Source organism: Streptomyces dengpaensis (assembly GCF_002946835.1).
Classification (GTDB): domain Bacteria; phylum Actinomycetota; class Actinomycetes; order Streptomycetales; family Streptomycetaceae; genus Streptomyces; species Streptomyces dengpaensis.
The window spans coordinates 17,413-35,699 of the sequence record NZ_CP026652.1 but is presented as its reverse complement, the minus strand read 5'-3'; the positions used below and the strand labels follow the sequence as shown (position 1 = coordinate 35,699).

At 67.4% G+C, this 18,287-nt stretch carries 17 protein-coding genes and 4 pseudogenes; 12 read left to right on the top strand and 9 right to left on the bottom strand.

What is annotated here, in order from left to right:
- Positions 1-129: 129 nt before the first annotated feature.
- Both C4B68_RS00190 and C4B68_RS42635 read right to left on the bottom strand, forming a co-directional pair.
- A complete protein-coding gene (locus C4B68_RS00190) occupies positions 130-1,203 on the bottom strand; it encodes an AraC family transcriptional regulator (protein WP_099506710.1) in 1,074 nt (357 codons plus the stop codon).
- A 51-nt stretch (positions 1,204-1,254) separates the two neighbouring features.
- Complete coding sequence (locus C4B68_RS42635) at positions 1,255-1,632, bottom strand: integrase core domain-containing protein (protein WP_099506709.1); 378 nt, start codon at positions 1,630-1,632, stop codon at positions 1,255-1,257.
- On the opposite strand from C4B68_RS42635, the gene C4B68_RS42630 reads away from it, so the two are divergent.
- Entirely contained in the window at positions 1,609-1,755 is a 147-nt protein-coding gene (locus C4B68_RS42630; RefSeq protein WP_240634086.1) for a hypothetical protein, read from the top strand. The genes C4B68_RS42635 and C4B68_RS42630 overlap by 24 nt on opposite strands.
- On the opposite strand, the pseudogene C4B68_RS44525 reads toward C4B68_RS42630, so the two are convergent.
- Positions 1,725-2,120: pseudogene (locus C4B68_RS44525) on the bottom strand (IS3 family transposase); the annotation flags it as partial. The gene C4B68_RS42630 and the pseudogene C4B68_RS44525 sit on opposite strands and share 31 nt — an antisense overlap.
- Before the next feature lie 267 nt (positions 2,121-2,387).
- Positions 2,388-3,311 (bottom strand): LysR family transcriptional regulator, encoded by a 924-nt coding sequence (locus tag C4B68_RS41145; RefSeq protein ID WP_257217555.1) that lies wholly within the window; start codon positions 3,309-3,311, stop codon positions 2,388-2,390.
- Between the two features lie 85 nt (positions 3,312-3,396).
- Between C4B68_RS41145 and C4B68_RS00165 the strand changes: the two genes are divergently transcribed.
- Genes C4B68_RS00165 through C4B68_RS00155 form a run of 3 tightly spaced genes read left to right on the top strand, consistent with a single transcriptional unit; the run spans position 3,397 to position 6,098 of the window.
- Positions 3,397-5,001 (top strand): FAD-dependent monooxygenase, encoded by a 1,605-nt coding sequence (locus C4B68_RS00165; protein ID WP_167458956.1) that lies wholly within the window; start codon positions 3,397-3,399, stop codon positions 4,999-5,001.
- Positions 5,002-5,058: 57 nt separating this feature from the next.
- The gene (locus tag C4B68_RS00160; RefSeq protein WP_099506705.1) at positions 5,059-5,286 is read left to right on the top strand and encodes a flavin reductase family protein; all 228 of its coding nucleotides are present in this window, start codon (positions 5,059-5,061) and stop codon (positions 5,284-5,286) included.
- Positions 5,287-5,306: 20 nt separating this feature from the next.
- Complete coding sequence (locus C4B68_RS00155) at positions 5,307-6,098, top strand: SDR family NAD(P)-dependent oxidoreductase (RefSeq protein ID WP_276311524.1); 792 nt, start codon at positions 5,307-5,309, stop codon at positions 6,096-6,098.
- Positions 6,099-6,195: 97 nt separating this feature from the next.
- Here C4B68_RS00155 and C4B68_RS44520 read toward each other — a convergent pair.
- Positions 6,196-6,294: pseudogene (locus tag C4B68_RS44520) on the bottom strand (IS6 family transposase); the annotation flags it as partial.
- 502 nt (positions 6,295-6,796) lie between these two features.
- Between C4B68_RS44520 and C4B68_RS00140 the strand changes: the two are divergent.
- Positions 6,797-9,766 carry an AfsR/SARP family transcriptional regulator gene (locus C4B68_RS00140; RefSeq protein ID WP_240634083.1) on the top strand — a complete coding sequence of 990 codons (2,970 nt, stop codon included), beginning with the start codon at positions 6,797-6,799 and terminating at the stop codon, positions 9,764-9,766.
- A gap of 86 nt (positions 9,767-9,852) precedes the next feature.
- Here the strand turns inward: C4B68_RS00140 and C4B68_RS00135 are convergent.
- Positions 9,853-10,297: pseudogene (locus C4B68_RS00135) on the bottom strand (IS6 family transposase); the annotation flags it as partial.
- A gap of 32 nt (positions 10,298-10,329) precedes the next feature.
- The gene (locus C4B68_RS00130; protein WP_099506795.1) at positions 10,330-11,358 is read right to left on the bottom strand and encodes an integrase core domain-containing protein; all 1,029 of its coding nucleotides are present in this window, start codon (positions 11,356-11,358) and stop codon (positions 10,330-10,332) included.
- Positions 11,359-11,423: 65 nt separating this feature from the next.
- On the opposite strand from C4B68_RS00130, the gene C4B68_RS00125 reads away from it, so the two are divergent.
- Positions 11,424-11,699 (top strand): hypothetical protein, encoded by a 276-nt coding sequence (locus C4B68_RS00125; protein WP_099506793.1) that lies wholly within the window; start codon positions 11,424-11,426, stop codon positions 11,697-11,699.
- 122 nt (positions 11,700-11,821) lie between these two features.
- Positions 11,822-12,943, top strand: coding sequence for an IS630 family transposase (locus C4B68_RS00120; RefSeq protein WP_338059726.1), 1,122 nt, complete (start codon positions 11,822-11,824; stop codon positions 12,941-12,943).
- Positions 12,944-12,973: 30 nt separating this feature from the next.
- On the opposite strand, the gene C4B68_RS00115 is transcribed toward C4B68_RS00120, so the two are convergent.
- Positions 12,974-13,927 carry an alpha/beta hydrolase gene (locus tag C4B68_RS00115; RefSeq protein WP_099506836.1) on the bottom strand — a complete coding sequence of 318 codons (954 nt, stop codon included), beginning with the start codon at positions 13,925-13,927 and terminating at the stop codon, positions 12,974-12,976.
- 360 nt (positions 13,928-14,287) lie between these two features.
- Here C4B68_RS00115 and C4B68_RS00105 point away from each other — a divergent pair, with 360 nt between their 5' ends.
- The 5 genes from C4B68_RS00105 (at position 14,288) to C4B68_RS00090 (ending at position 17,099) form a co-directional block, all read left to right on the top strand.
- Positions 14,288-14,497 carry a type II toxin-antitoxin system RelE/ParE family toxin gene (locus tag C4B68_RS00105; RefSeq protein ID WP_099506834.1) on the top strand — a complete coding sequence of 70 codons (210 nt, stop codon included), beginning with the start codon at positions 14,288-14,290 and terminating at the stop codon, positions 14,495-14,497.
- A 446-nt stretch (positions 14,498-14,943) separates the two neighbouring features.
- A complete protein-coding gene (locus C4B68_RS41140; RefSeq protein WP_143674580.1) occupies positions 14,944-15,561 on the top strand; it encodes a hypothetical protein in 618 nt (205 codons plus the stop codon).
- A 462-nt stretch (positions 15,562-16,023) separates the two neighbouring features.
- Positions 16,024-16,293, top strand: coding sequence for an HhH-GDP family DNA glycosylase (locus C4B68_RS42325; protein ID WP_206337048.1), 270 nt, complete (start codon positions 16,024-16,026; stop codon positions 16,291-16,293).
- A 51-nt stretch (positions 16,294-16,344) separates the two neighbouring features.
- Complete coding sequence (locus tag C4B68_RS00095; RefSeq protein ID WP_146119942.1) at positions 16,345-16,896, top strand: TIGR02391 family protein; 552 nt, start codon at positions 16,345-16,347, stop codon at positions 16,894-16,896.
- Positions 16,887-17,099: a TIGR02391 family protein gene (locus C4B68_RS00090; protein WP_104879919.1), complete on the top strand. Its 213-nt coding sequence runs from the start codon at positions 16,887-16,889 to the stop codon at positions 17,097-17,099. Before C4B68_RS00095 ends, C4B68_RS00090 begins: the two co-directional genes overlap by 10 nt.
- A gap of 133 nt (positions 17,100-17,232) precedes the next feature.
- Here C4B68_RS00090 and C4B68_RS00085 read toward each other — a convergent pair.
- Positions 17,233-18,180, bottom strand: a pseudogene (locus C4B68_RS00085) (TniB family NTP-binding protein); the annotation flags it as partial.
- Positions 18,181-18,287: the final 107 nt, after the last annotated feature.

The window sequence follows — 18,287 nt, the reverse complement described above, 5'->3', positions numbered from 1 at the left end:
CACAGGCACGCTCGAATCTCGCTTTTCCCAACGGAGTCGTTTACGCGTGGGTGGAGTCACGTAGACGATCTTGAGCAGCATCCGGCAAGCTAACCAGCGCCATGTCAAGTCCGCCGGCGACAACGCAGGTCAGCCACACAATCGAGTATTCGAGCGGTACAGGTCAGCACAGGCCTGCCGCAGCGTCTCGGACGGCAGCACGCCGTAGGTTTGCCGATACCGGGCCGCGAACCGGCCGTTGTGCCCGAAACCCCACCGCATGGCGACGTCGGCGACCATGACCCGGTCCGCGGGATTGGCCGCCTGCAGCTCACGGTGCGCCTTGGCCAGCCGCTCGCGTTGCAGGTAGACGTACGGACTGACGGCCATCGACCGGCGGAACGCCAGCTCCAGGGTGCGCACCGTCACACCCGACAGCCGCGCCAGATCGGCGATGGTGTACCGTGCGTAGGTCTCGGCGTCGATGAGCTCGACGGCGGTCCGCACGTCCGTGGGTCCAGGTCGGCTGGCCGGCCCGCCGTGCATGACCTCGTCGAGGTAGTTGTGCTCCAACCCCAGCAGAACGGCAGTAGCCGCGTGGTCGGCCAGTTGCCGGACGACCGGCTGTGGCACCGAGTCCGTGGACGCGTACTGGCCAAACACCGTGGCGAGCAGGCGCGCCGCCCCGTGCACCGATGCTCCGTACTGCAGGTCCACGGCGGGGCCGGCGAACCGCAGTGGCCGGTCGGCCGTGCCGGCAGGGGCGAGGGTGCGCAGCATCCTGCGCACGCAGCGAAGGTCGACCCGCAGCGAGAACACCTCGCTGTCGGGCGACCATCGCATGCGGACGTCCTGTCCCGGGGACAGGACGGCGAACGACTGGCCAGCCGCGATGACATGGCGCCGCCCCTCATGGTGCACGCCGAGCCAACCCTTCGTCGGCATCAACACCGCGACGTACTCGTCGTATGCGGGGCGATCGAACATCACCTCGCAGCCCCAGCTGATGTAGTACACGAACGCGCCGTCGGCGCCGGCGGCGCGGGTGAGCGCGGAGAATCCGGTCTGGTCCGGTCCGACGCGGAGCCGGTGCGGGGCGAGGAGTGTCGCGAACCCGATCTCGGCCTCCTTGGGGCTGCGCGTGTGATAACGCTCGTACCCACTCAGCAGGTCCGCCTCGGACGGCGATGGGCCATCTGCCGCGAGATCGATGTTCGCACTCATTACTGCCTCCAACACTGTGGGTGTCAAGCCCCGGGTTTCGTGGAGAGTGGGTTAGCTGGTTTTCAGGGCGGGTTCGTGGGTGCGGGTCGTTGCGTGGAGAGCCTCGTACTCGGCGGGCGGAACGTGCCCCAGCTCGCCGTGGAGCCGTCGCTGGTTGAACCAGTCGATGTACTCGGCGACAGCGACCTCGAGGTCGTTGAGGCCGGTCCAGGGACCCTTGTTGCGGATCAGTTCGGCCTTGAACAAACTGTTGAATGCCTCCGCGAGGGCGTTGTCATATGAGTCGACCTTGGAGCCGACCGAGGCGACGACCTGAGCTTGCTCGAGGCGCTCGGTGTAGCGGATGGCGCGGTATTGCACGCCGCGGTCGGAGTGGTGCACCAGTCCCGACAGGTCGCCGCCGGCATGGCGGCGGCGCCATATCGCCATCTCCAGGGCGTCCAGGGCGAGGTCGGTGTCAGGGAGGTGGTGACCTGCCAGCCGACCACCATGCGCGAGAAGACGTCGATGACGAACGCGGCGTATACCCAGCCGGAGAACGTACGGATGTAGGTGATGTCCGCGACCCACAGCTGGTTGGGTGCCTGGGCAGTGAACTGACGGTTCACCAGTTCGGCGGGGCGGGCGGTCTCGGCGGCGGGCCGGGTGGTGCGCGGGCTCTTGACCCGGATCACGCCGCGCAGGCTGGCCTGCCGCATAAGACGCTCGACCGTGCAGCGCGCCACCGTGTGTCCGCGCCGCAGCAGCGCGGCGTGGATCTTGCGAGCGCCGTAGACGCCGTAGTTGGCCTGGTGGATCACACGGATCTCCTCGGTGAGCTCTCCGTTCCAGTTCCAACCAACCAAGCGCTTTTCGCTGCCCGGGGCGGATCGCCCCGGGCAGCACTGTGTCGACGGTTGCCCGCAGCAGGTGATCACGCCCAGCAACTCGGGTGGGGCCGACAGCAGCCCGCATCGGTGCCCGCCGCGATCAAACGGGAACCTCGTCCGTGGTCATGCCGTGTATCACCCACTAACAATCGGACCACGGGCCACTTTTGCCAAGCTGCTGGCGTCATTGGATGATATTGATCCGAGTTATTGTTACAGCTCATGAACCTGGGAGCGTCGACCTTGTGCTGCCCCCGGGTTCCGCCGAGTCTCCTCGCCAGTGTTCCCGGGCGAGCCGTGGAGACAGGCGCCAGGTCAAACGCCAGGAGCGTTCAGGCTGGCGGCGACCTCACCGATCTTCGCCCGGACCCACGTGAGCGCCGGGTCCGTGGTGCGGTGCGGACTCCACCACAGTCTCTGGATGAGCGCCGGAAGCTCCAGCGGGGGATCGAGCAGCCGGATCGCCGCGGTGCTTGGCAGGTGGGGGACCGATCTCTCGAGCACCAAGGTGATCAGGTCGGTGCCCTGCAGAAGCGCCGGCGCGATCAGGAAGCTCTCCACGGTGAACTCAACCCGTCGTGGCGGCGCGGTTCGGGCCAGGTAGGTGTCCACGACGGCGGCCGGCAGGTCAGCTGCCATCGAATAGATGACGTGGCCGAGCCGCAGGTACGTCTGCATGCTCAGCTCGTCACCGACCTGGCTGTTGCCCTCCCAGACGCCGCACAGCCATCGATCGGTGAACAACGGCTGCGAAGGCAAGGAGACCTCCCCCATGATCGCCGTCGGCTCGATGACGAGGTCTGTCGCACCGTCGCGCAGCATCCGCGAAGGATCGGGCGAGCGGGGCCGGATCTGGATCGTGACACCGGGCGCCTCGGCGGCAAGGCGGCGCACGAGCGGCCCGATCAATATGAGCACGCTGTAATCGGAACAGCTGATCCTGACCGTGCACTCGTCGGTGTCAGGGTCGAACCCGAGCCGGTTGTTCAGTGCGCGCTGGATGATGTCGAGGGCCTCCCGGACCGGTTGCATGAGCGCTTCGGCGCGTGCCGTCGCGACGAGCGTCGTGCCCTCACGAACGAGCAGCGGGTCGTCGAACAGTTTCCGCAACCGGGCCAGAGCGCTGCTCATGCCGGGCTGACTGAGCCCCACGCGGGTCGCCGCCCGGGTCACGTTCCGCTCGGTGAGCAGGGCGTCCAACGCGAGCAGCAGGTTGAGATCGACGCTTCCCAGGTTCATGGGCTGCGACAATAGCTGCGATCGATGTCTTACATCACCATCAGCAGATCGACAAATTTGGCCCGGGGGCCTCATCGTTCACGGTGTGACGCACACCGTGAACACGAACGAGGTCCCAGTCCTGGTCGTCGGTGGCAGCCTGGTCGGGCTGTCCACGGCGCTGTTCCTCGCCCAGCAAGGCGTCGAAGTTCTTGCTGTCGAGCGCCACCCAGGCACTGCCATCCACCCCCGTGCGGGACACCTGCACCTGCGCACTCTCGAGCTGATGCGCTCGGTCGGGCTCGAACCGGCCCTCCAGCAACTTTCGGCCGAGCGGTACTTCCCCAACGGTGGTATCAACGAGGTCCGCACCCTGGCCGAAGGCGAGGTCGCGTCCTATATCCCCGACCTCAATCAAGGGGTCGCCGAGTTCAGTCCCTCCCGGCGCCTGTTCGTCGCTCAGGATGCGCTGGAGCCGTTGCTACGCGAGCGCGCTGAGGCCCTCGGGGCAACCCTGCGCTACAACGCCGAAGTTGTGTCCCTGGAGCAGGACGACGAAGGTGTCACCGCCACCATCCGAGACCATGGGACCGGCGCGGTCGAGCAGGTTCGCGCCCGGTACGTCGTCGCAGCCGACGGCAACCGCAGCCCGATCCGCGGGCAGCTCGGGATCAAGATGGGCGGACACGGCCAGCTCTCCCGCAGTGCGACGATCTACTTCCACGCCGACTGCCGTGAACTCCTCAAGGGGACCGAACTCGGCGTCATCTACGTCACCAACCCGGCCCTGCGTGGCTTCTTCCGGTTCGAGCGAACGGGGACGTCGGGGTTCCTCGTCGTCAACACGCTGGGTGACCCCACCCTTCCTGGCACCTTGGACGTCACGCGAGAGCTCACGACCGAAGGGGCCGCCCGACTCCTCCGGAGTGCCATCGGACTGCCGGATCTCCCGGTGCAGATCGACGACGTCGCGGAATGGGTGGCCACCGCCGACGTGGCCGAACGCTACCAGGCAGGCCGGATCTTCCTCGCCGGAGACGCGGCCCATGTGGTACCGCCCATGGGAGGGTTCGGCGGCAACACCGGCATCCACGACGCGCACAATCTCGCGTGGAAGCTCGCGATGGTCGTTCAAGGCACAGCCGGCGAAGCGCTGCTGGACAGCTACGACGCCGAGCGTCGCCCGGTCGGTGAGCTGACGATCGATCAGGCCTATTCGCGCTACCGCCACCGGGTCACGCCGGAGCTGATGACCGAGGACGTCCCCGAGCTCGTGGACGACTTCAGCATGGAGATCGGCTACCGCTACCACTCCGCGGCGATCCTGCCCGATGCCGAAGCGGCAGACGACGACACACGGGTCGGGCGCCCCCGGCAGGCGCTCGGACAACCCGGAACCCGCGCACCTCACGTCGAACTCGACTCTGATCGATCCATCCTCGACCTGTTCGGAAACGGCTTCGTCCTGGTGACCGGGGATTCGGGCCGGCCCTGGCAGGAGGCGGCAGATGCGGCGGCCCGCAATGGCCTGCCGGTGGTCACACCGCTGGTCGACACACGAGGCGACGACATCGCGGCTGCCTACGGGATCGGCCCGGCCGGAGCCGCGCTCGTTCGCCCCGACGGCTTCGTCGGCTGGCGTAGCCGCGAGGGAGTGCCCGATCCCACGACCGAGCTCAGCCGGGCACTGACCGGGCTCCTCGCCCGCTAGGACGTGCTGGTCGACACCGCCCTCGGTGTCGAGCACTCCTGACGAAAGGTGTGGCAGATGGCGATCGACCCACGGGAACTACGCCGGGCCCTGGGGCACTTCGCCACCGGTGTCACGGTGGTGACCTGCCGCGAGCCTGAGGGCGGCCTGCACGGCGCGACGGTCAACGCGTTCACCGCCGTGTCTCTGGACCCGCCCCTGGTGCTCGTCTCACTCGACCGACGCTCGCGGCTTTGCCGCCTCATGGAGCAATCCGCCTTCACCGTCACTAACTCGAGGAGTTGAACATGGCTGCAGGTTGGAACTTGGAGGGCCGTACGGCTTTCGTGACCGGTGGTAGTCGAGGCCTTGGCTTCGCCATCGCGCAGGCGCTGCTCGAGCGTGGCGCCAAGGTGGCGATCGCGGCCAGGGACGAGGCTGCCGTCAAGGCTGCGGCCGGTCGTCTCACCGATGGAGCCGACGCCGCGAACGTGCTCCCCGTCGTCGCGGACGTCACCGACGCGGATTCCGTCAACAGCGCGCTGGCAGAGGTCCACGCGTGGCAGGGCAGCCTTGACATCCTCGTCAACAACGCAGGGCCGCAGCTCGCGCCGACCACCCTGGACAAGGTCGACGAGGAGAACATCGCGTCGGCCTTCGACACGAAGCTGATCGGGTTCATTCGCGTCTCGCAGGCCGCTCTCCCGTTCTTGAGCCGGACTGGCAGCGGCAACATCGTCAATGTTGTCGGCGCGACTGCGCACGCGCTGATTCCCAACACCGGTCCTACGGCCATCGTGAATGCGGGCGTGGTCGCGCTCACGAGCTACCTGGCGTCCGAGGCGGCTCCCAGCAACATCCGGGTCAACGCGATCTCCCCCGGAATGACGAAGACCGAGGGCTGGCTCACCAAGACCGAGGCCATGGCCAAGCAGCAGGGCAAGAGCGCCGAAGAGGTTCGGGCCGGCATGGCCAAGGGGCTTGGCATTCGCCTGGACCGCTGGGCCGAGACCGCCGAAATCGGTGCTGCGGCGGCGTTCCTGGCGTCCGACGACGCTTCCTACGTGACCGGTCAGGTGCTGCGCGTCGACGGCGGCCTGTCGAAGCCCGTCGCCTGATCTCGGGCTAACCCGGGCGAGGGTGTTGTCACGTTATTGGGTGTGTGGGTGTCTGACGGTGCGTCGGGGCATGGTGGCCCGCGGTTTGGGCCTGCGTTCAGGCCGGGGTGGTCTGGCCGGTGGCGCCGGTGATCTGGTCCCAGATGGCGAAGCGGATGGTCATCTCGGCTTGGTAGTCGGGAGCGGTGAATAGGTGGAGAACCTGCGAAACCTCCTCGCTCTGGCCCGCACCGGGGCCGACCGCCACCAAGTCGGCCATGTCCGCTGGAAGTTCCTCACCTGGTGCGCGGACTCCGACATCCTCGAAGTCCGTACCCTTGCTGCCACCGTCGACCGCTGGTGGACCGAGATCGCCGCGTTCATCGACACAGGCCGCAGTAACGCCAAGAGCGAGGGCATCAACCGCGTGATCAAGCTCGTCGCCCGCAAAGCTGTGTTGAGTTGCGGTAGTCTCCCATTTGTCGACCGCGTCGTAGCCGGCGTCGATGGCGGTCAACGAGACCGTCATCGCGATCACCCGCACGCCCGCCACGGCCACCCGGCCCGTGCCACGCCAGCAGACCGCCTCCGGAGCACCGCCCGTCACCGAGCACGCGGCGGAGGCGCGACGATAGATGGGTGACTCTGCTTCCGACCGGCCTAGCGGCTCGAGGGCGCCAGGCCGACACCATCGCGCGATCATCAGGCGAAAACTGGCCATGCCGGTGCCGTCGAAGGGCATCGTCGTTCGCGAAAGGCTCAGTCAACGGCTGAGGGGGTTGCTCGAACGCCACACCGTGGTGAACGTGTTCGCGACGGCTGGGGCCGGCAAGACCACGGCGGTGGCCCTGGCCGTCAGTGACCTCGACAGGCCCGTTGCCTGGCTGTCACTCGACGGTACCGAGCAGGCGGGCCGCCTGCTCGTCTATCTCGAGGTCGCTGCTGAGGGTGCTGTCCCCAGCGCAGCCGATGTGGCGTCTGATGCCCTGAGCAGCAGTCTTCACATCGGTGAGGCAGCGGGACTGCTGGCGGAAAGCCTCCAGGGCAGTCGGCTCATTCTCGTGTGCGACAACGTGGAACGAGTCGCCCCCGACGAGACCTGCGTGGCCGTGCTGTCGTCCTTCGCTCGCTACCTGCCGTCCGGCGTGAACCTTGTCCTGATCTCGCGCGTCGACGTCCGCGTCGACTTGGGCTCGACGAGCGAGTTCGGCCGGGTGGGTGAGCTGGTCGAGAGCGATCTTTCTTTCGACGCCCAGGAAGCCGCCGCAGCCCTGCGAACCGTCGGTCGCGCCGACGTGGATCCGGTTCAGGCCGTGGCGGCGACGGGGGGCTGGGTTATGGGCGTCCTGTTCGAGGGCTGGCGCCATACACGCTCTCACACGATGGATCCCGACCTGCTGCGGTGCTATGTCGCAGCGAACGTCTTCAACTTCCTTTCCCTGACGGAAAGAACGTTCCTCCTGCACACCAGTCTACTGGAAGAGGTGTCGGTGGGCGGCGCCCGGGCCCTGGGCCAGGAGAACGCGGCGCAGGTCATGGCAGACCTCCGCGCCCGGCACCTTCCCGTGACGTGGTCCTCGGACGGTTCGCGTATGACGGCGCACCCGGTCTTCCGAGACTTCCTGCTCGAGGCCATGGGACGGGAGGATGCCAAGACGCTCGACATGGTTCGTCGCAGGTACGCCGACGTCCTGATCGCCAGCGGCGAGCACGAGGAAGCCGTCGACGAATTGCTCCGGCTCGGTGACCTGGAGGCGGCTGGGCGGCTGGCTGCCGTAGCACTCCCCAGCCTCGTTGCGCGGATGGACTTCGCGGCGGCGGCACGTTGGCTCGATGCACTGGGAGCGTCGGTCCGGAATCTGACGCCGGAGATCGGATCGGTCATCCTGCGCATTGCGTTCGCACTCGAGCAATGTGCTCGCGGAGTGGAGCTCATCGATCGCCATGGATATGCCTGGCTTCCGGAGCCGGAGGCTCCCAACTTCGAGGAGGCCCATGTCCTGGCCTGTTGGTGCCTCTGGCACTCCGGACGGATCGAGGAGGTGCGGTCCCTCGCCGACCGGCTGCCCCCCGGCAGGAACCGGCAGATCGCGTTGACAATGATCGCACTGGCTACCGGCGAGGAGCCGCCGCCCTTCCCCGAGTTCTCGACCACGCCGTCCGGCCCGCTCGACGGTCTGCTGATGCGGCTCTCCTTCGTGCGCGGTCGCCTTGAAGGACTCGACGACCCGGGTTCGTTCGATCCGTGGCGCACTGTCCTCGGGGGTCCCTGGGTCGTTGCTGCATTGCGCGCCACAGGTCGCTTGGACGCCGCGATGGCCATGTACGAGCGTCGTCGCGGTTCGTCGCAGCCGGTTTGGTTGCAGGGCGTCGACGCCGTCGATCTCATGCTGGACCTTGGCCGCGGAGAAGAAGCCTGGTCCTTGCTTAAGCGGGGGCGGGACCTCATTGCGTCAACAGGCTCGAAGGTGTACTGGAACATGAGCCTTCTCGCTGAAGCCAAGCTGTGGCTGCGCCTCGAAGGCAACAGGCAACGTGCCGACTGCGTGCTAGCGGCGGCGGCTGCCAACGGCGTCTTGGACTATGCCCTGACGCGCGAGACGTGGCAGATGTGGTCGGGTCTGTCGATGCTTCTGCAGAACAGGGATGCCGAGGCGCGCGACTACCTAACAGAATGCCTCCGGAGCATGCAGAAGGGAGACTGCCATCTCGATCTCCCGACGGCCGCCGTGTACCTGGCCGAGGCGCAATGGCGCCTCGGCCTCGAGGACGAGTCCGACGCCACGGCCGACCTCGCGATGGCCTCCGCCTCGATGCAGGGAACACAGCACCTGCTGCTGACGGCCCTTGCGGACGTGCCGTCGGTTGCGGCCAGAGCTGCGGACACCAAGTCCAGCCGCATGTCGCCCTGGCACGAGATCCTCGCCGTCCTCTCGGGCCAACGTCCCGTACGCGTGAACGTGAGTACGCCCCGACTCGTCCTTGAGGAGTTCGGCGAGCCGACCCTCATGATCGACGGAAACGTGACCCGGCCCCGGCTGACGAAGAGTCTCGAACTCCTCAGCTACCTGCTCTGGGCGCCCAATCGGAGGGCGACACGCGAGGAGCTTGTCAGGGCGCTCTTCAGTGGCCGCAACGATGCCGCCGGGCGCAGCTATCTGCGGCAGGCGCTGTACCGGCTTCGCGAGGCACTGCCCGAGGGCCTGAGCCCGGTTCAGGACGGCGACGTCTTCCAACTGGTCGGCGCCTCGCTGGCGATGGGGTCGGCGCAACAGGCGGTCGACCTCATAGCTCAGGCCGGGAGACAGGACGGAGAGATCCGTCTCCAGACGTTGTCGCGTGCACTCAGCAGTGCCGAGAGGGGGCCCTACCTGGCGACCATCTCCAGTGAATGGGTCGCCGAGCGCCGCGTGGCCCTGCGCGAGACCTTCGTGTCGGCGCGAGTGGACGCAGCCAAGCTCGCCTATCGAATGAACCGTTATCGCGAGGCGAAGGGACTGGTCGACAGCGTGCTTCGCGAGGATCCGTACCGCGAGCAGGCCTGGCGGCTCGCCATCACGCTGGCGCATGCCAGCGGCAGCGATGACGCCGTGCTGGCGCTCTACCAACGGTACGTCATGCGGATGGGGGAGCTGGGCGTGCCGCCGGCCGACGAGGTTCGTCGACTGCTCACGCAGCTGCGCCGATAGGCCCCAGGGGGCGCTGTCACGTTGTTGGGTGTGCACGTGTCTGATGGCTCGTCGGGGCATGGTGGGCCCGCGGTCCGGGCCTGTGTTCAGGCCGTGGTGGGCCGGCCGGCAGAGCCGGTGATCTGGTCCCAGATCGCGAAGCGGATGGTCATCTCGGCTCGGTAGTCGGGTGCGCTCATCAGGTGGCGGTGGGGCCGGAGGTCGGGTGAGATGCCGCTGAACGCGGACAGGAACCGCTGCGCCCCACCGGTACTGCGGAAGCCCTTCATCGCACCTTCACGCTGCCTTGTCGGCTGGTGGCTGTTCTCGGCCCGGTTGTTCAGGCCTTTGTGGGAGCGGTGTTCGACCGAGGGCGTGACCTCGCGGTGGGCGGCGCCGTAGGAGCGGAGCTTTGTCCGTGACGATCACCCTGGGCACCGCCCGGGTCTTCTTCATCAGGCGGCGGAAGAAACGCCGTGCGGCGGTCTTGTCCCGCCGGTTCTGCCCGAGGATGTCCAGGACGTTGCCGTCCTGGTCGACGGCCCGCCACAGGTTGCGGGTGCCGATTATTACGTCCGCGCTGGTCAGGCCGCGTGTGCGTACTCGTGGAGGAGGCCGCCGAGTCGGTCATGTCGGTGGATGTCGAGGCGGTCGAACCGGTCCGGTTCGGTGATCGGTTCGGGGAGCGGCCGCAGGGGTGCCGCGCTGTGCAGGGTGCGGTGAGGCCGATGCTGGTTGTGGAAGGACTCAAACTCGCCGAGCGCGTGGAGCAGGTGGGCCTGGTTCCAGATCAAGGTGCGGTCGAGGAGTTCGTGTCGGCAGGTCTGTACCCAGCGTTCCGTGATCGAGTTCATGCGGGGCACGCGGATGCCGGTGGTGACGATCTCGATGCCTTCGTCCTCGAAGACGGAGTCGAATGCGCGGGTGAACTTGCTGTCGCGGTCCCTGATCAGGTGTGTGATGGTGGCGCCGGCGTCCTGGAGGTCCATGACGAGGTTCCTCGCGGCTTGGGTGACCCAGCCGGCGGTGGGGTGGGCGGTCGCGCCGAGAATGCGGATGCGGCGGTTGGCGTGCTCGATGACGGCGAAGACGTAAAGGGTCGCGCCGTTCAGGGTAGTGACGGTGAAGAAGTCGCAGGCCAGGATCGCGTGGGCCTGGCCACGCAGGAACGCGGCCCAGGTCTGACGGGCGCGTTCGGGCGCCGGCTCGATCCCGTGCGCTCGTAGGATCTCCCAGACCGTGGAGGGTGCCACCTTGATGCCGAGCACGGCGAGTTCACCGTGGACACGCCGATACCCCCAGGAGTTGTTCTCGCGGGCCAAGCGCAGGACGAGGGCCTGGATGGAGCGACGGGTCGGCGGCCTGCCAGAGCGCCTGCGGCGAGAGGCAGCCCCGTGGCGACGGCGCATGAGGTCCCGGTGCCACCTCAGCACCGTCTCCGGCGAGACGATCAGGTACAGCTGCCGCAGCTTGGGCCTGGGGAGCCGGTGGAGGAGCGCGGCCAGGAAAGCGCGGTCCGCCCGTGTTACGCGTGGCCTGTCGATCTGCCGCTGCAGGACAGCCAACTGGTGGCGCAGCGTCAAGATCTCGATGTCCTTGTCCACAGCGCCCATCGGCAGCAGCCGGATGAGGGCGAACACGCTCGACACGGCGAGGTAGGGCAGTACCTGACACGCCCATGCGGCCAGCACTGGCCTTTCACGACAATCTGCAGGTCAAAGGCCATGGATGGGGTTTTCGGCACCCACACCTGCTCCGGGCCACCGGCCTCGTCGGCTTCTACGCCTTCGACAACCGGACCGTGAAGCCCACCGGGCGCCTGATCTTCTTCGCGCTCAGCAGGATCCGCTACCTGTCCGCCCACGACGGCTCACCACCCAAGATCCTCATCCCCGAGCAGATCCAGGTCCGCCTGCTCGAACTACTCAAGATCGATCCAGCCCAACCTCGCTGAACGACGGAGTGAATCCCAACGTGCGAAATCCAGGGCTAGTGCTGTGACCGCATAGGTTCGCCGGGTTGGTGGTCGTGGCGGTTGGATGTGCGGTGACATCCGATCTGATCGCTGGAGGCGTGGTGGCTGAGCCTGTCCGTGTGCGCAGACTGACCGACCAGGAGGGGCGGCGTCTGCAGCAGATCGTGCGCCGTGGCAGTACGAGTTCGGTGCGCTATCGGCGGGCGATGATGCTGCTGGCCTCGGCCGGCGGGAACCGTGTGCCGGTGATCGCCCAGCTGGTGCAGGCCGACGACGACACCGTGCGCGATGTGATCCACCGGTTCAACGAGATCGGCCTGGCCTGCCTGGACCCTCAATGGGCGGGAGGCCGTCCCCGCCTGCTCAGCCCTGACGACGAGAACTTCGTCATCCAGACGGCCACCACCCGCCCCGCCAAGCTCGGCCAGCCCTTCACCCGCTGGTCGCTGCGCAAACTCGTCGCCTACCTGCGCAAAGTCCACGGCCGGGTGATCCGAATCGGCCGCGAGACCTTACGCGGCCTGCTCGCCCGCCGCGGCGTGACCTTCCAGCGGACCAAGACCTGGAAGGAGTCCACCGACCCTGAGCGCGACGCCAAGCTCGACCGGATCGAGTACGTCCTGGAGAACTTCCCCGACCGCGTATTCGCTTTTGACGAGTTCGGCCCGCTGGGCATCCGCCCCACCGGGGGAGCCTGCTGGGCCGGGCAGGGCCGCCCCGACCGAGTCCCGGCGACCTACCACCGCACCCACGGCGTCACCTACTTCCACGGCTGCTACTCGATCGGCGACGACACCTTGTGGGGCGTCAACCGCCGTCGCAAGGGAGCGGCCAACAGCCTGGCCGCACTCAAGTCCGTCCGGGCCGCCCGCCCGGACGGCGCCCCGATCTACGTGATCCTGGACAACCTCTCCGCGCACAAGGGCACGAAGATCCGCCGGTGGGCGCAGAGGAACAAGGTCGAGCTGTGCTTCACCCCGACCAACGCCTCCTGGGCCAACCCGATCGAGGCGCACTTCGGGCCACTGCGGCAGTTCACCCTGGCCAACTCCCACCATCCGAACCACACAGTCCAGACCCGTGAGCTGCACGCATACCTGCGCTGGCGCAACACCAACGCCCGCCACCCCGACGTCCTGGCCGCCCAACGCAAAGAACGCGCCCGCATCCGCAGCGAGAAAGGCATCCGCTGGGGCGGACGCCCCCTCGCCGACGCGGCCTGACCCAACCGGCGAACCTATGCGGTCACAGCACTAGAGGGTGCCGAGTGCTTTTCGCAGGACATGGATGGCTTGTTCGATGGCTGCCGTTGTGGCCTTGGTGGAGCGGACCGGGTTGAGCATCATGAAGTCGTGGATGATGCCGTTGTAGCGAACACTCGTAGTCGGGACGCCGGCCTGGGTGAGCTTGGCAGCGTAGGCCTCGCCCTCGTCGCGGAGGACGTCGTTTTCGTCGACGATCACGAAGGCCGGGGGCAGGTCGCGAAGGTCGTCCAGCGTGGCGCGCAGCGGTGAGGCCGTGATTTCGTTGCGCTGCTCGTGGTCGGGGCTGTAGGAGTCCCAGAACCACGCCATGGCCCTGGCTGTGAGGAACGGGCCGTCGGCGAACTCCTGATAGCTTGCGGTGTCCTGGGCGGCGTCCGTGACTGGGTAGTACATCGACTGGTGCACGAAGCTCACGTCGCCCCGCTGGGTGGCCATGATCGCCACGGCGGCCGTCATGTTCCCCCCGACCGAGTCGCCGGCCACCGCCATGCGGCTGGTGTCGAGGCCTTCGCTCGCCCCGTTCTTGGTGATCCACTGCGCGGTCGCGTACGCCTGCTCGATCGCCACGGGATAGTGAGCCTCGGGCGAGCGGTCGTACTCGACGAAGGCGATCGCGGCCTTGGCGCCGTCGCACAGTTCGCGGATGAGCCGGTCGTGGGTGCCCGAGTTGCCGAGGACCCACCCGCCTCCGTGGATGTACAGGATGACGGGCAGGGGGCCTGCGGCTCCCAGCGGCTTAATGAGGCGGACTCGGACGTCGCCCACCTCGGCCGGCACCGTGAACCACTTGTCCTCGCCGACCTCGAGCTTAGCGACCGGCGCGGCCTGAACGTCGTCGAGCACCTTGCGGGCGCCTTCTGGACCGAGTTCGTACAGGAAGGGCGGGCTGGCAGTCGCGTCCGCGAACTCCTGCGCCTCCGGCTCAAGGATGTGCTCAGCCACGAGTCGACTCTTTTCTGCGAGATATTCGGAGATCTGTCGGTATCTCACCAGAGAAAACTCTGCCGAGCCGGGAAGTGCAGCGGCCGTGTCACCCGCTTGGCGCCGACCGCAGTCGCCGCCCCCTGTGAGGGGGCGTGGCACCGTCACTCAAAGTTCGATGGCACGAATCTGCTGGTCACCAATCTTCGGTGACAACGCGCGTACGCCGCCCGCAAACGCCAGCAGGCCGACCAGGTTGCCGCCGTCCTGGAGGACATCGCCGCCAACGGCCTGCCTGCCATCGAGGACTGCGTCCCCTGGGAGGAACTGCGCGAGGCCAGGCTCACCCCAGCTCCACGCCCAGCGGGGGCACGTCGCCTGATGGCCCAGCAAGCCCGCGGACGCGCACGGATCTTCTTCACCGACTCCGCCGCCAAGCAGATCGAGGCCATCACCGACGAAGCCGAGATCCACGCCCTGGACCGCGCCCTGACCGCACTGTCCGTCGCCCCGGACCTCGGCAGCCCAATTCCCGACTCCCACCCCGAACTACGCGAGTACGCCGTCGACGACGTCCGTGTCATCTATTAGCTCACCGCCCTGCGTACTGTTGTCGTCGTCGCCTACGTGGAGGCCTGACCCGCCGTAAAGCGCCCTGTCCCTGGCATCCCAGCTGCCAGGGACAGGGCGCTTTGGTACCGGCACTCACCTGAAGCGGGCCATGCCGGGAAGGGTCCGGAGGACGGGCAGCGCGTACGCAGAGGAGATTGAGAGAGCCCAGCGAGGGACCGCTGTGACGGAGCAGTGATCTTCAGGGGGCGTGGCTGTTCTGGTCTGGTGTCCCGTTTTCCAGTTGGGATTTTGAGGTGGGGGAGCGGTCCCTGTCGGGTGTAAGTGGGTTGGCCTGCTGGGGTGTTCGGTTTGGGTGTTCGGGTGGTTGGCCTGGGGTCTTGTAGTTGGGTGGGAATGATCTTGAGTTTCCTGTGGGTGTAGTGGTGCGCCTGATGGCTGCTACTCCAGCTGGGTTACAGTCCCGCATGGGCATTGCAGACACATCCATCGCGGCCCTTGCAGCCGCGTTCAGCGGGCTCGCTGCGTTCGGTGCTTGGCAGGCCTCACGTCAGGCAAACGACACCGCGGCATCCGTTGCTCAGATCGAGAGGGACCGCTGGCACAACGCTCTGACTCCGCAGCTCCGGCTGAAACTGGAGCAGTCGGATGGGCTGCTCTACGTCCGCTTTGATGGGCCGGCCCAACTGGGCCGACTCAGCGTACGACTCACCATCCGTGACGACTTCGACCGTTCCCGGGTGCTCAGCCTTGCCGGCGGTCCGACGCCTGACGAGATCGCAGGGATCATCTGGGGTCCCTACCGGTTCCGGCCCGGCATCGACGGTGCTGACCGACTCGGTCGGAGTAACGCACCATTCCCACTGGAAGCAGGCGACCGCACCAGGCTGGCCCTTGACCCTTCTGCAAAGCCGACTTGGTACGAAGGCGCTGATGGTGAAGAACGTTGGCGGCAGCAGTACCAGGACGCGACGATCAGGCTGTGGGCCGACTGCGAAGCTGAGGGGCACAAGCCTTGGCGACTGAGCTTCGGGGTCACTCCGGACGGCCGTTGGGCGCAGACAGGCCGCACCGTCGGCAGCTGAGGCTGTATGCGCGACGCTGACCGCTGGCGGCGGCAGACGGATCGTCCGCCACTGTGTCAGCTGCGCCTTCCAATGTTCGGTCTCGGCACGCGCGGTGGACCAGGGCACGATCATTGGGTGCATGTCCACTCCTAGACCTGCTTAGCTGCTCGCGGACTACGTTCGGTCTGTCCTCGGTGACGGCCCATTCCACTCGCCCGGTGGCTGGACGCACATGGGCGCTGTCATCTGCGATGCCAGCTTCCATGCGCGGCGGCCGTACCGATCGACTATCCGGCCGCGGCTTCTCCGGCTGCAGTCGGTGTGGCCTGATGCCGTCACAGTCCGCGGCTTTCAGGCACGGATCGCTGCGGAAGACCTTGCCGCCGCCATGGACTTCAACGCCCCGAGCAGGGTCGCGACGGCCCACGCCATCACCGAATTGCTGGTCGCCCGAGGTGTTGATACCCGGACGACCTCCATGTGTGGCTCGACCACCAGGACAATCGCGCCGCTCTGCGCGCGGTGAAAGGGGTGGGGCCGAAGAGCGTCGACTACATCGGCAACCTCGTCGGTCGGTCGCAGGTTGCAGTGGACGTACACCTGCGTGACTTCGCGGTGGATGCCGGTGTCGCGGGTCTGCGGTACGAGGAGCTGCGGGCCGCGTACGAAGAGGCTGCCGCTGTTCTCGGGCACGAACCCGGCGGACTGGAGCACGCCGTATGGCGGTTCAAGTCGCAGGCTGGCACGTAGACCCTGCGGAGGGCACGCTGCGGTTCTGCGGACAGGGGCGTTGTCGGTGGCGTGGGGCAGCATCTGGTTCATGACGCAGATGAACAAGGACTGGGCCATCGCAAAGCTGAAGGCTTTCCTCGTCACTGCCCGGTGACGTACGTGCCGGACGCCCCGAACACCGTTGGTTTTTGGGGCTACAAGTTCGATCAGCCCAAGGCGGAGGTGCAGGCTGCGGCGCAGATTGTGGAGCAGATTTTGGACCGTGTGCTGCCTGTCTGGCGAACCGCGGAGTGGGAGGAGGCCGCGAGGCAGCCGATGTGGCGCCATCGTGAGGCGGCGCACCGTGCGATCGCCCTGCTGGAGGCGGAGCAGGAGCTGCAGGAGAACCTTGGCAGTGGTGCGCCCCAGCTCGATGCGTCCACGCTGCATCCATGGGTCTGGGGCAGCGTGCAGGGCTTGTGGGGCAGCGGCCACTTCCGTGAAGCGGTCGGAGCTGCTGCGAGGGCGGTGAACGCCCAGGCTCAGGCGAAGCTCGAGCGCAGGGATGCTTCGGAAGCCAAGCTCCTGTCCGACGCCTTCTCTACCAACGCACCCGTTGCGGGCACCCTCGTCTGCGCCTGAGTGCGAACGACGGAGGCGATACGTTCCGCAACCGTCACGACGGTGCCGGGAACTACGCGCGGGGCGTGTATGCGGCCATCCGGAACCCCATCGCCCACGAAGAGGACGAGGAACTTCAAGAGAACGAGGCCCTGGAGCAGCTCGCCGCTTTCAGCATCTTGGCGAGGTGGATAGACACCGCCACGGTCGAAAAGGCCGGTTGACAGCCGGGCCGTCCACCCCGGAGGGACCCCCGCCGGGGTGAGGCGCCCCCGGCCGGCCGTCCCATCTGCGACCACGCGCTGCGCGAGGGTTGCGGCATGGGCCTGGTTCACGGGGTGCTGCGTTCCCGCCCTTACGGGGGCGGTGGTGTTGTTCGGCGAGGTGGTCCAGGCGGATGGCGTCGAGGGTGGTTTTGGTGATGCGTTCGGTGCCGTCGCTGATGGCGGTGATGGCGGCCTGGCGGATGAGGCGGGCGAGGCTGCCGATGCGTCCGGCGGTGCGCTCGTGGAGGTAGGGGCCAGGTGGGGGAGGGTGCCGGGTTTGTGGTGGCGTAGGTCGAGTGCGTTTTCCATGGCGGTGATGAGGTCGCGGAAGGGCTCTGCCTCGCCGAGGCGGGCGGGGAAGGCGGCGCAGTCGATGAGGGAGGCGCGGCCGGCGAGTTGGGCGCCGCGGACGCCGGTGAACAGGGGTGTGGTGGTGACGTCGATGCCGGCGTAGATGAAGGTGGCGCCGATGCGTTCGGTGAGGTCTTTGATCCAGTCGGCGGTCTGGGCGCCGGTGGTGGTGCGGGGTTGAGGCGGTGGATTTCGTCGATCATGACCAGTTCGACGTGGGCGGCTGTGTAGGTGTGGCAGACGGCGCTGGTGATCTGGGCCTGGGACATGCGGGTGGTGGCGGGGATGCCGAGGTAGCGGGCGAATTCGAGGGCGAGGGTTTTGGCGGTGGCGGCGGGCGGGACCAGGACGTAGGCGACGGGGACGTGTCCGGCTGTGGCTGTGGGGCCGTGGCGTCGGGTGTGGGCGAGGTGGCAGACGCGGCCGACCTGCAGCAGGGCGGTGGTTTTCCCGGCGCCGGCGGGGCCGGTGACGATGAGGGAGGGCCGTGCGGTGACGGTCTGGTGGCGGCCGAGGATCATCAGGGTGCGCACGTTCTTGGCGAGGGTGTCGATGGCCGGTGTGCGTACGGTGACGAACCGCGAGTGGTAGGCGAGGCGTTCGGCGAGGCTGCGGGCGGCGCTCCGGGCGGGGGAGGGGCCGCTGCGGGTGTGGTGGCGAAGGCATGGAAGCCGTCCCAGGTGGTCACCGACTGGTCCTGCGCGAGGGGCCTCGGCGTCCGTAGGTGCCGCGACACCAGGCAGCCGGTCGGTCGTTGGCGGGTGTCGGCCGGACGGCGCATCTTTTGTGCCTGGT